Source organism: Sporosarcina sp. P32b, from assembly GCF_002743335.1.
Lineage (GTDB): Bacteria > Bacillota > Bacilli > Bacillales_A > Planococcaceae > Sporosarcina.
This window is the reverse complement of record NZ_PDZB01000006.1, coordinates 1-13,029: the sequence shown is the minus strand read 5'-3', so window position 1 is coordinate 13,029 and position 13,029 is coordinate 1. Positions and strand designations below refer to the sequence as shown.

General features: G+C 44.3%; 13 protein-coding genes. 2 read left to right on the top strand and 11 right to left on the bottom strand.

Annotated features, from left to right (window positions below):
- Positions 1-30 precede the first annotated feature (30 nt).
- Positions 31-921, top strand: a complete 891-nt coding sequence (locus CSV64_RS06410; protein ID WP_099633927.1) for a MerR family transcriptional regulator — start codon at positions 31-33, stop codon at positions 919-921.
- On the opposite strand, the gene CSV64_RS06405 is transcribed toward CSV64_RS06410, so the two are convergent.
- The 5 genes from CSV64_RS06405 to CSV64_RS06385 form a co-directional block, all read right to left on the bottom strand.
- Positions 918-2,321, bottom strand: coding sequence for a cryptochrome/photolyase family protein (locus CSV64_RS06405; protein ID WP_099633926.1), 1,404 nt, complete (start codon positions 2,319-2,321; stop codon positions 918-920). The two genes, CSV64_RS06410 and CSV64_RS06405, sit on opposite strands and share 4 nt — an antisense overlap.
- 23 nt (positions 2,322-2,344) lie before the next feature.
- Entirely contained in the window at positions 2,345-4,075 is a 1,731-nt protein-coding gene (locus tag CSV64_RS06400) for a DUF2207 domain-containing protein (RefSeq protein ID WP_099633925.1), read from the bottom strand.
- 91 nt (positions 4,076-4,166) lie between these two features.
- On the bottom strand, positions 4,167-4,661 hold the full coding sequence (locus tag CSV64_RS06395) for a DUF1648 domain-containing protein (protein ID WP_099633924.1): 495 nt from the start codon (positions 4,659-4,661) through the stop codon (positions 4,167-4,169).
- A 16-nt stretch (positions 4,662-4,677) separates the two neighbouring features.
- Positions 4,678-5,064, bottom strand: coding sequence for a hypothetical protein (locus tag CSV64_RS06390; protein ID WP_099633923.1), 387 nt, complete (start codon positions 5,062-5,064; stop codon positions 4,678-4,680).
- 83 nt (positions 5,065-5,147) lie between these two features.
- Entirely contained in the window at positions 5,148-6,344 is a 1,197-nt protein-coding gene (locus tag CSV64_RS06385) for a class I SAM-dependent rRNA methyltransferase (protein ID WP_099633922.1), read from the bottom strand.
- Between the two features lie 408 nt (positions 6,345-6,752).
- Here CSV64_RS06385 and CSV64_RS06380 point away from each other — a divergent pair, with 408 nt between their 5' ends.
- The gene (locus tag CSV64_RS06380; RefSeq protein ID WP_099633921.1) at positions 6,753-7,490 is read left to right on the top strand and encodes an MBL fold metallo-hydrolase; all 738 of its coding nucleotides are present in this window, start codon (positions 6,753-6,755) and stop codon (positions 7,488-7,490) included.
- Between the two features lie 562 nt (positions 7,491-8,052).
- Here CSV64_RS06380 and CSV64_RS06375 read toward each other — a convergent pair.
- The 6 genes from CSV64_RS06375 to CSV64_RS06350 form a co-directional block, all read right to left on the bottom strand.
- Positions 8,053-8,883 carry an undecaprenyl-diphosphate phosphatase gene (locus CSV64_RS06375; RefSeq protein ID WP_099633920.1) on the bottom strand — a complete coding sequence of 277 codons (831 nt, stop codon included), beginning with the start codon at positions 8,881-8,883 and terminating at the stop codon, positions 8,053-8,055.
- Positions 8,884-9,158: 275 nt separating this feature from the next.
- Complete coding sequence (locus CSV64_RS06370) at positions 9,159-9,791, bottom strand: response regulator (protein WP_099633919.1); 633 nt, start codon at positions 9,789-9,791, stop codon at positions 9,159-9,161.
- Positions 9,766-10,809: a sensor histidine kinase gene (locus tag CSV64_RS06365; RefSeq protein ID WP_099633918.1), complete on the bottom strand. Its 1,044-nt coding sequence runs from the start codon at positions 10,807-10,809 to the stop codon at positions 9,766-9,768. The genes CSV64_RS06370 and CSV64_RS06365 overlap by 26 nt, the downstream gene beginning before the upstream one ends.
- Entirely contained in the window at positions 10,806-11,507 is a 702-nt protein-coding gene (gene liaF / locus CSV64_RS06360; RefSeq protein WP_099633917.1) for a cell wall-active antibiotics response protein LiaF, read from the bottom strand. Before liaF ends, CSV64_RS06365 begins: the two co-directional genes overlap by 4 nt.
- A 50-nt stretch (positions 11,508-11,557) precedes the next feature.
- Positions 11,558-12,190: a PspA/IM30 family protein gene (locus CSV64_RS06355; RefSeq protein WP_099633916.1), complete on the bottom strand. Its 633-nt coding sequence runs from the start codon at positions 12,188-12,190 to the stop codon at positions 11,558-11,560.
- A gap of 15 nt (positions 12,191-12,205) precedes the next feature.
- Positions 12,206-12,550, bottom strand: a complete 345-nt coding sequence (locus CSV64_RS06350) for a lmo0954 family membrane protein (protein ID WP_099633915.1) — start codon at positions 12,548-12,550, stop codon at positions 12,206-12,208.
- Positions 12,551-13,029 lie beyond the last annotated feature (479 nt).

Genomic DNA, 13,029 nt, shown 5'->3' with positions numbered 1-13,029 from the left:
GTTGATCGCTAATTTTAGTACACAGAAAGGTTGATTGCTTTGAAGCCGTCGTCTGAAACCCCTACGTATACCATTAAACAGGTTGCAGATCAAACAGGCTTGTCGAGGCAAGTCTTGAGGAAGTGGGAAGAGCGCTATGATATCGTAATTCCACAGCGTCTCGATAATGGCTATCGAGTCTATCATGATGAGGACATTCGGTTATTTTTGCTGATGAAGCGCTATGCAGAAGAGGGTTTTGCGCTATCACAAGCAGCTGAAATGGCAAAGTCTCAAAAAAACTCCACTATTCCATCGAATTCTGAAAACAACTATTTGGAAGATACACTGAGCGACTTATTGCGCCACGGTAAAAATTGTGATGAGCTAGAATTAAACTTCTCCTTACAAGCAGCCTATCATCGATTAGGACTTGAACACTATCTGCAACAAATCGTGGTTCCATTTTTACAGCAAGTAGGCGATCACTGGGCTAGTGGTGAATGGGATGAATATCAGGAAGCTTTGTCGAGTTTGGTCGTGCGGGATCAGCTCGTTCAGCTACGTCGCAATTTTCAATACCGGGAAGACTCGCCTATACTGCTTGGCGCGTGTCTTCCGAATGAATCACATGAAATCCCAGTGCATATTTTTCTACTGCAACTCATGCTCGACGGTTGGCGCACAGCGATGATTGGATCTTCACCTGCTCCAGGCGCTATCCAGTCTCTTATAGAAAAGATAAAGCCTGTCAAAGTGTTGCTGTCAGCATCCACTACGTTTCCGTTTGAGAAAGATCCGCAGATGATCCAGGAGTTGGACGAGTTTGCAGGCCAACATCCCGATACCGAATTTTATCTAGGTGGATACGGGGCAATCATTTGGGCGGATCGGTTACATCTACAACATATCCGTCTGCTGGAGTCGATTGATGAGATTTAAGAGTTTTTACATGTATCATATGCTGCCAATGCACGCGCACGGGCAGCTTGGTGATCAACGATCGGAGCCGGATAGGTTGTTCCTATCGTAACGCCTGCCGATTCCAACACATCAATCGGTGCTTCCGCCGGCTGAAATACATACTTTACTGGCATGTCCGTTAACTCGGGCAGCCATTTTTTTATATACTGCGCATCTCCATCGAATTTCTTCGCCTGAAGGATCGGATTAAACACTCTAAAATACGGCGAAGCATCAAAACCACTGCCCGCCACCCATTGCCATCCCATCGCATTATTTGCTAAATCCAAGTCTACCAGCGTCTCTTCAAACCACGCCATACCTTCACGCCAATCGATCAATAAATGCTTGATCAAAAAAGAAGCCACAACCATCCGTACACGATTATGCATATAGCCTGTTTCCCATAGTTCACGCATCCCGGCATCAACTAACGGATAACCGGTACGCCCTGTTTTCCAAGCCTCAAGCTGACCGTCGGCTGGTTGCCACGGAAAATTTTCAAACTCAGGCCGCACAGGTTTCGTCAACATCTCAGGAAAATACAGTAGCTGGTAATTGTCAAAGTCGCGCCACGCCAATTGTCGAATAAAAGCTTCCACTTGTTGATCACCAACGTCCTCCGCCGCAACTAACGCACCGTACCATAGCGAACGCACGCTAACATTCCCCCATGCCAAATAAGGTGACATACGCGAGACACTAGATTGTGCTGGAAGATCCCGTTCTATTAAATAGTCGTATAACCCACTATCTCGGAACGTTTCCCAACATTCCATTGCAGCTTTTTCACCAGGTTGCCAATAGCTTGCGAGCTTGTCATACCAAGGGAAATCCGATAACAGTCTCCATTCATCTGAAGACAAAGATTGTAGTGTAGTAGTAGACGACACGAATTCAGGAGTAGCAAGCGGTGTCGCGATGGGTTCTTGGCGCAGTCGCCTCCAGTAGGGCGTAAACACTTTATATGGCTGATTCGTTTTATTAAATATCGCATCGGGCGCAACGAGTAGTGCCCCTTGGAATGAACGCACTTGAACTCGTCTTTTCTCACAAGCCTCCGCTACTTCACGTTCTGCTTCACGGCTTTCCGGATCATATAATTCATTGAAAACAAGCTGATCCGCTCCACTTTCATCTATTAGCTTCATCAACTGTTCAACAGGTTGTCCTTGTCTAACGACGAACTGGATTTTCTGCTCCGCAAAGCGCTCGATTATTTCCAGCAGGCTGTGATGTAACCACCAATCCGATGCTGCGTGACACGTTACTGGCAAAATGAAAACGGGCAACACTTCACCATGTGCTGTCGCCTCCACCAATGCGGGATGATCATGCAAACGCAGATCTTTTCGGAACCAAACTATTGTTTTACTCACTCTGTTCCCTCCTTTTACTTACTTTAAAACGCACCCGATCCCCCGCCACCGCCACCGGTTCCTCCGCCTCCACTGCTACTATCACTACTTGGAGCGTTATTCGATACATTGGATGACGCTTGGTTGAATGAACCTGCAAGGAATACAGGGTTGTAGACGGCACCTCCGTTGTAGGAGTTTCCGTACTGTGTGTCTGCTGTATCATGTGGGTATCTTTCATCATGACGAGTGCGATTTTGATCAAGCTGCTTCTGCGCGCTAACGAAGTCCTTATAATACGCGTCCAGTTCAGGGTGCTTCACGCCCACTCCGTAAATCAACACACGGAATCGATCATCAATGGATAACCCTTCCCATTTCTTCGTATCTAGTTCCTTCATCCATTGACCTACTCGCTCCCACTCGAGTTTACGCAAAGTCCCTTCATAATTATATGGACTATAAAACAATGCGAATCCAAATGCAACCAACGTCAAAATTCCCACTATAACTAGCTGTAAATATAACTCATAATAGATAAAGGAGATGGCGAATCCAATTCCAAGTACACCAATTAAACTTAGGATTACACGTTCTTTCGTAGTCTTAACCTTCATTTCATATTCATTCAATTCTGCTTTTACAAGATCTTTCCATGCGACAAATTTCTTATCAAACGCTTCATAATTCTTCTCTTCTTTTGTGTAACTTTTCAACTCACTCAATGTGAACTTTTTATCATGACCAATTTGGAAAAATAACAGCTGAATTAGTTGCTTCTCATGTTCTAACTTAACGTTCGCATCGACCAATTCAAACTCTTCATCGGATAGTTGCTTCACATTCCCTTTCCGAACGAGATCAAGCAGCGCCGCGGACATCAGCTCGACGGAAGCCACTCCATTCTTGAAAAGAAGTACTGCTGGTAAGCTCATATCATTCGCTGGAACGTAGAAACCATTCGACTCCATTTGATAGTATGCTTCCTTCACATATCTTTTCCTTCTAGCATTCGCAAAAAATCCAATCAAACCAACCCCAAAAATACCCGCCGTTGCACTAACACTACCCACAGTGCCGATCATCTGTTGTTTCTCACTGAACTCCCGACGTAGCATAGCTGCTGTTTCCTGATCTTTTTTCACCGTTGGACGGATGTCGCCATCTACTACAGTCATCGCTGGGAATAAAGACGGCTCGTAGACAACGCGAATATCTCCATTGTCTCCTGCATGAACTTCTCCCAATGAAAATATGACTGTTCCATCCGGTTGTACTTCCCCTGTCTCTTCTGCACTGTCATAGCCGATGAACATCACGTCAGACGCTTGACTAGGAGGTATAATTGTAATTGTCATATTGCCATAATCGGTTTCATTACGACGGTCAAAAAATGGCCAGTGGAACTGTGCACCATCGTTATACTTTTCCATTCCATTGCGAATCGTGTACTGCAAATCAAAGACAATGACCTCACTGTCTCCCTTGCGGTGCACACGATATTCCGCGTCACGCTTCTCAATCTCTAACGCTTTCCCCTTTTCAGAAGCCGTAAAGTCTTCAATTGAAGCTCCTTGTTTCGGTTGAATTTCACGAATTATCCCGTTAAATTCACTATCGAAATCATACGTATGCTGCTCCTTCACCTGAACAGTCCCATCCGGTTCCAACTGCGCGTTGATTTTCACATCCGAAATGCTGAAATCTACAGCCCCAGCTGTCGTCGGTAGAACTAGGAAAGCTAGTAAAGCGACGAGTAACAGTTTCCATTTCATAAAAAATCACCTCTTATCAGGAGTATACGATAAGAGGTGATCAATAGATTCATTTATTGGCAGAATCTTAGGAATACAATACAGCTATTCTCTATAGTTTCATTACTTTATAAAAATAAACACCCATCGAACCGAATAATAACCCGAGTATCGTGATAAAAATCGGCATATTCAATGATTCGATTCGAGCCAAGGCGATATCGGTTGTCTGCCATATGAGAAAAACAAATAATAGTGTCGAAATATTTTTCATCACATTCATAAATACCACGCCATAGCGGTACTGGATTTCTACGTTATCAGGACGCAAATTCAAGTAGTTATATGCATGCGGATACTTCTCTAGCATCCACATCCCTACCCACATAACGATACCAATGACTGGTAACAGCAATAATTCCATTCTCGACCCATAACGGTCCACTTCCCCATCCGCACCAAAATGCGCAGGAATTTGATCCGGTAATTGATTCCACTGCAACACTAAATAGACGAGAGAAGCAGCGAATAAAGCGATAACCAACACATCGAACGCTTTTGCAACAGCAGGTTTCTCTATGTCTAGCTTCGGTTTTTTCATCTCCATACTCTCGCCACCTTACTTATGATTCCGTTGCGCTCGTCATTTCAAATACATCAAAGACATTCTCTTTAATATTGAGCGACATAATCTTGCCTTGTTTCTCATAGAAATGGATGGATCCTCTACGGTCTTCCACCATCTCTACCCAGCCCCATTCCTCGATCGTACGCAAATAATGATCTGGCGGATTGCCGTCTGCGTCACCGATTCCCTTTAGCTTATACTTTGCCGATTTGGAAATCTCTCCTATGCAATCCTCTGCTTTCACTTCATACGCTTCTTTCGGAACAGGAAACCCTTGATTGATGATTGCCATGCGGTAGCCGTCTTCCTGGCTATACACATTGGAACAGCCAGTTAGTACTAAGACGGACACCACAGCCAACAGCGCAAGTAGTTGTTTCATATGTCTTCCTCCCGTTTCACGACTTCATTAGATCCATCGTACTAGGAAATATTGACAGTGTCACCCAACGTTTTTGTGACGAATTAACGTAACTTCTGCACAATCACGACTTTTAAATAATTAAATTCAGGATAGTCCCGTGGTGTACGGAAGTCTCTTGGTAACGAGGATTCTTCCAGTACTTTATAGCGAATATCCGTCTCTTTGAATGCTTGCTCAATGAAACCTTTAAACTTCTTCATACTGAAGCTTGCGTTATTAGTAGAAGCTACGATAAAACCGTTCTTCTCCGTAACCGCGATCGCTTCTTTCATCAGCATAGGATAATCCTTCGCTGTACTAAATGTATACTTCTTCGAACGCGCAAAGCTCGGCGGATCGAGTACAACGAGTCCAAATTTCATGTCATGACGCTTGGCATAACGGAAATAGTCAAAGACATCCATTACTTTAATATCCTGCTGCTCATAATCAATGCCATTCACGCTAAACTGCTCAATCGTCTTCGCGACACTACGCTTCGCCAAATCAACATTCGTCGTTTTCTTAGCTCCACCTAAAATCGCTGCAACCGAAAACGCTCCTGTATAAGAGAACGTATTCAACACTTCGCGACCTTCCGAATAATTGTCACGAATCGCTTCACGTACATCGCGCTGATCAAGGAAAACTCCTGTCATGGCGCCATCATTCAAATCAATCGCAAAGTTCATACCATTCTCTTTGACGATAATCGGGAAATCTCCAGGTGTTCCTTGAACGAAATCGTCCTGTTCCACATACTGCCCCTGTGAATCAAAACGCTTCTTCTCGTAAACCGCTTTGTAACCTCCACGCTTATCCAACACATTATAGACGTGGTGACGGAACGCATAAATGCCTTCACTGTACCAGCTGACCATATAATAACCATCGAAATAATCGATCGTCACGCCACCAATTCCGTCGCCTTCTCCATTAAATAAACGGAAAGCCGTCGTATTCGGATCTTTCATATACGCGTCACGACGCTCAAAAGCAGTCGCCATTTTCTGATCAAAGAAATCAAAGTCAATCTCTTCTTTTTCATTCGAAGTCAGCACCCAGCCGATTCCTTTATTTTGAATTCCATAATAACCCGTAGCCAAATACTTATGGTATCGATCCGTCAAACGAATCAAACTACCTTCCTTCGCCTGAATCTCACTACTCATCACAGCATCCTTCAAAATCAACGGATACCCCTTCTTCAAAGCCACCGTGCCCTGTGCATTTAACTGTATTTCAACTAATCTACTCATATCGTCATCCTCAAAGTGTATTTTCTCTATTATCGCATGGATGACACAAAAGTGAAAGGTGGCGATTAGAGTCGGCAGGCATAAGACGAAGATGCGAAGCGGCGTCTTTTTGCCGCACAGCAGCTTTGACTTATGTCCCGAGACTCTGCCACCTGGAACTCGATGACACACAAAAGTGAAAGCGGCTCGTCAGGATCGACAGGCATAAGACGGGCTGGACTTGAGGCGCCCTTTGCCTCACGAACAGCACGACTTATGACCCGAGATCCTAGCCGCTGGAACTGGATGACACAAAAGTGAAAGGTGGCGATTAGAGTCCACACCTCAAAACAACACTTACTTTCACGACATTTACACACCTTTCACTTACAATGAAAGTACTAAAATAAGCAAACAGGAGGAATTCACATGAACATCATCCCTTTAGGCATCTGGGGCGGCTATCCGAAAGCGAACAGCGCCACCTCTTCATTTCTCATTGAACACGAAGGATTCCATTGCCTATTCGACTGTGGCAGTGGCGTATTATCTTCCCTGCAAAACTACATCGAACTCGACCAACTCGACGCCGTTGTCATCAGCCATTATCATGCCGATCACATCGCAGACATAGGAAGCCTGCAATATAGCCGATTGATTCAGTACTACCTTGGACAACCTTCCCCTCCACTGCCGATTTACGGACATGCGCAGGACGAGGAACAATTTGCGAAGTTGTCGTATAAAGAGCAAACGCGAGGTATCGAAATTCAAGAAAACCAATCCGTTCGAATCGGCCCGTTCACTGTTACGTTTTGTCCAACCACCCATCCTGTCTACTGTCTCGCAATGAAGTTCACAGTAGACGGCAAGTCAGCTGTCTTCACGGCCGATACGGAATGGTCCGACAAGCTCGTGACGTTCTCGCAACACGCAGACATCGTATTCTGCGAGGCCAATCTATACGAAGAACACCTCGGCAAATCACCAGGTCACATGGCAGGTAGCCAAGCAGGAAACATGGCACAGCAAGCAGACGTGGGACAACTCGTCCTCACCCATCTGCCACATCATGGTGATATTAATGAGATATTGAATGAAGCGGAGAAAACGTTCAGCGGTTTAACGGAAATTGCAGAAGTAGGAAAAAGGTATACAGTACTTTAAAACTGGAACAGTAAACTGGTGAGTATGAAGGGATTGCAACTCCAGATAGGGGACGCTTTCCCATGGGCGCGACCTTGAGCCAAGCGAACAGCGAAGGGTTAGCTTTGCCGTATTTCTGTGTACTTTGCAGAAATTAAGGCATCAATGCGGGGTCTCAAGGCCCGCGCTGATCCATCAGGAGTCGCCCCTATCTTCCGTTGCAATCCTACATAGATAGTAGAAGAATGTGGGTCACTTACTGCCAGTAGAAAGTGAATTATTGTTTTCCTTAAACTAATCTAAGGTCAAAAACAGAAATGATTACAACACTAACTTTAATGATCTTTGATAACTATAACCCACTGATATTGCAAAGGATTGAAGCGGCAGGCGGCGACTCTCGGAGCATCAGTGGGACAGGTGAAACACCCAACGGAGCGAAGCGGAAGGGTGTGGTTCACCGCCCACCCATAAGACACGCGTCCGCCTAGAGCGCAAATCCCCTACCGTATCCTACGCCAGCCTTTGAATTTCATTCCACAAAAAACGACCTCTGCCACTTACACAAAGGTCGCTTCACTTCTTATAAAAACACAATCACTGCCAAGATCGCTGCCAGCACAATACGATAAATCGCAAACGGCATTAACTTGACCTTTGAAATTAACTTCAGGAAGAAACGGATTGAAATTAGTGCGAACACAAATGCACTTAAGAAACCAACTACGTAAAACCCGATGTCATCCATCGACATATACTCCCAGTTCTTTAATACCGACACTAGACTTGCGCCCATCATAATCGGAACCGCCATGATGAACGTAAAGTCAGCAGCCGTTCGGTGATTCATTCCGAACAATACACCTCCGGAAATTGTCGCACCCGAACGTGAAAATCCTGGCCATAACGACAAACACTGAACCAGTCCAACTGTGAATGCTTGTTTATATGTAATCTGATCCAACGTTTGCACGCGTGGATTTTTCGGTCCAAACTTATCTGCCGCGATCATCAGCACCGCACCTGCGACTAGCGCAAAAATAACCGTTTCCACACCGAATAAATAATCATCAATTAAATCTTTCAACGCAAAGCCAAAAATCACAGCTGGCAACATACCAACGATGACGTGTAGCAAATTGAAACGCTCGCTCATTTTGACTTCGTTATCCACTTTATACAAACCGACTAAACTAAATAACCGTTTCCAAAAAACCACGACTACAGCCAAAATTGAACCGAGCTGAATGACAATCTTAAATGTTATTGCAGGATATTTCCCGAGAAATTCTTCCGTCTTCAGCCACATATCATCGACAATAATCAAATGACCAGTCGAAGAAACGGGCGCGAATTCCGTCATTCCTTCTACGAACCCTAATATTAACGCTTTAATTAAATCAAATAATTCCATATGACTCTCTTTCCGCGAAGGCTACCCTTCTGCTATTCTATTTTCTTTTATCCAGTCTACCATGACGTAACAAACAGTGGATAAGTTTCCGACAGAATATTTTTATCCACATGTGCATACTTTTTATTTTTGCATATAACTGAATACTTATACACATAGTACGTGGATAGATTGTGGAGAAGTTCGTAACTTCAGACTATTCCAATTAAAATCGCTGTTTATCCACAGTTTTATCGTTGATCTACTAATATGCCGTAGCTTTTACTTGTAGACTATTAATCCGTTAATTTATTTTGAAACGCATAAATAACCGCTTGAGTGCGGTCTTGGACTTCCAATTTAGATAATAGATTACTAACGTGAGTCTTAACAGTTTTTAATGCAATGAATAGTTCATCCGCAATTTCCTGATTGGATTTACCCTTAGCTAATAATAATAACACTTCTAGTTCACGATCGGTTAAATCTTCATGCAATGCATGCGTCTGACCACCGCGCATTTTTGTCATCATTTTAGAAGTCACTTCGGGCTCGAGCACAGTTTGCCCTTGCATCGTTTCCCTAATAGCGTCGGCCACGCGCTTCGCATTGGATGTCTTCAAAATATAGCTGACAGCCCCGGCTTCAAGTGCGGGATATAATTTATCATCATCGAGGAAGCTGGTGACGATAATGACTTTCGCTTCCGGCCATTTATCGATAATCGCAGCCGTCGCCTCAGCACCGTTCATAACCGGCATGACCATGTCCATCAAAATAATATCGGGACGTAAATCCAGTGCTTTCACGACACCTATCTGACCATTTTCCGCCTCCGCAATCACTTCGATATCCGGTTGCATTTGCAAATACGTCGATACGCCAATGCGCACCATTTCATGATCATCTACCAACAGCACTCGAATCATCTGCCAGCTCCCCTTTCAAAATCGGTAATTTCACTTCTACGATCGTTCCTTGAGACGGTACCGAGACAATCTTACAACTGCCGCCGATCTCAATTGCACGTTCTTTCACATTCTGTAAACCATATGATCCACCTTTGCCGTCATCTTGCTTAAATCCAACGCCATTATCTTGCACGCGCAAAATCGCCAATCCATCTCGTTCGATTAATAAAATTTCTACTTCCGTTGCCTTGGCATGACGAAGTGTATTCGATAACGTTTCTTGTGCAATCCGGAATAAATGATCTTCCGCGCCTTTAGATAGCTCAATGTCTTCTAAACGATGTGTAATATCAAACGTTACTTTCTCCTGTAATTCGCTCAATAACTCTTCGAGACCTTTCGCAAGCGTTTGGTTATGCAGTGCAGCCGGACGTAAATGAAGAAGTAACGCCCGCATTTCTAGTTGTGCTTGCTGAACCATTCGCTCCACTTGAAGTAACGGCTTACGAATTGGACCTTCTTCCGCCTGTTCCGCAAGTGCTGACAACAGCATGGACGCCGCAAACAATTGTTGTGACACAGAATCATGCAGCTCTCTCGCCAACCTTTGACGTTCTTGGACGATTCGTTCCTGAATAATTTTATCTTGTGTCTCTACTCGCTCATCCGTAATCTTACGCAAACTATTTCGCTGGGCTTCGAGTACTTCATACAGCTGTTCAATGGAACGATTCGTTTGTTTTTTCATTTTATTCGAGCTCGTAAATTCCTGTTTAGCATACAAATCTTGTAGTTTCCCAATAATGATGTTCTCTTTCGTTCTGCTGTTTAGGCTAATCCAGCTTGCAATTCCTAAGCTGATGATGAAAATCGTTGTGAATAACCAGACAAGCAACGGCATATCTGCAGCTTCCGTATCGAGTAGCAACCTTTGATATTCAGCGATGGATACATCAATGAATAAATAGAAAAAGACCGCGACGATCGTACTAAACGTCAACGTCAAGAGAATGGTGCGACCAATGATTACCTTCATTTTCTACGCACCTCCACATCACCGATCCAAGTAAATACCGAAATAATCAACTCTGGGTCATTCGGCCGCTTCGTTTCATAGCCATCATGTTCCTGTATCGTTTCATTGAATAATTGCTGTGGGGCCATACCTAAAAGATTTGCTTCACCATACAATGTGGCATAGTGAATTCGCACCGGGATGTCATAAGGCAGTTCAATACGCACTTTACCGAAGATTTGCCGAATCGAAATAAAGGAAGCCCCTTTAGGCAATACGGTATCCGTCACATCGACATGTACATCACCGAAAAACCCTTGCAGATGCATATCTTCCCACTCATACGTCGCAAATGGTGTGGATTGGACCGAGAATAAGCGGTTTCTCCACATACCTTGCGATCGTCTAACTCGGGGCTTTTGCAAATCACCAAATACTTCACTGGCCGGTGTGCCTTTCCATAACTTCATTATAATATACAAGACAATTGCTAAAATCAGCAGACGTACACTCCATAACGTCAAAAGCGCGATCACGATGAAGACGATACCTGTAATTGCTGTCCATTTTCCGCGTTTTCGATAACCATAATCGAGAAATCCCCAACCGAGAAGGAGGAAGATGAAATTACCGTTTGAAAACAACATAGATTCGACGAAAGCAATTGCCAAAAGAGCAAGTAAGTATACCGAAACTTTAGTAGAATCCCTCTTAGCCATTCCATTCTCTCCCTTCTCGATAGAGGAAGCGCGATGCTTCCTCTTATAGTTTACACAATATCTTGCGTTTTTGCGTTAGATTTCTCTAATGAATCTAAACGTTGCTCCATTGACGAGTGCGATTGTGGCGTTCTCGTGCCACCGCCAAGGTTTTCGATGTATGCATGCAAGTCGTCAAGTGTGGAGAATGACTGATCCGGCTTGACGAAACGATCCATCTTTTCCTGCGCACGCGTCACGTTCTCTTTGCCCATCAATTGCAACTGGCGAACACGCATATCCTTCACGCGGTGCTTCATCTCTTCAAACTTCCGTTCCAATGACAGCAATTCTTGCGTAGCGTCTTGGATACTCGCAGACAAACGGGCAACGCGTCCTTCATATGCCACTACTTCTTCTTTCGCAAACGCAATCAACTCTGCGTCTCCTGTCGCTTCAGCGAGTTCTAGCTGATGACGACGTTTTACCGCCATCAAATCCGCATCCTGACATTCGTTTTCCAATTCTTCTTTCAGTCTTCCTTGGCGTTCAAGCAACTTACCGATTTCCGCTGTTTGCTTTTGCGCATCTAGGAAATACTGATTCAGTAACTCAAGTGGATTTTCTTTCTTCTGCGGCTTATCCATCAAATTATTCAAATCTTCTTGTACCGTATATTTCAATTTGTGCCAAAATGCGTTCATATTGCATCTCTCCTTTTATTTTGTAAGTTCATTCCACTGGCGTTCGAAGTTTGTGAACGGGTCATTGGAGATGACATTCGGATTGACATTGCGGTCGTTCCATTTGCGATATACATAATAGACTCCAATCAATGCGATGATCCCGATGAATGCACCGATGTTTGAAATCGAGCTGATTACACTGATGATCAAGATCGTCATCCAGAATACTTTCGCGAACATCGAGTGGCTTTTTCTCCAGTAGTGGTAGCTGACAAGTGCAATCGCTCCGGTAACTGCTAAAGCGATGATGGGGCCAACGTTTAGCACTAGGGCTAAACCTGCCACAATTCCTAGTAATAGTAGTCCAAGTTTTTTCATGTTGATGTCCTCCCTTCATTTGTAACCTTAGTTTATAATGAATTTCGGCTTTCTCCGACGGTCCCATAGCGGATTTCTTACTCAGACTTTAGGCTGAGTGTGAGTAGGTATCGCAGCTGGGAACTGTTTTGTTGGAATGACTATGTGGTTAGGGGCGTTGCTCGACTGGTTGTTGTTTACTGAAGTTTGTAAGTGTCTGCTTTCTGGACTCGCGCAGGCACGTGGGGGATTGCCTACAGCCAGGAGCCAGCTGGCAAAGTGCCGCCAGTTGTCTCATGGCCACGGCCTACCCCGCAGTTGTGCCTGCGCTGTTGAGTGGTAGTTATTTTGGTTGTGGTTCTAAGTATGATAAATTGCGTATCTTACCCAATCTAGAAACGCGGTTGACGGAAAGACTAGGCGGCTGCGGGTCTTTGGCACTTTTGTTGGGGTCGTTGCTCGACTGGTGGTTGGGTACTGAAGTTAGTGAGTGTCTGCTT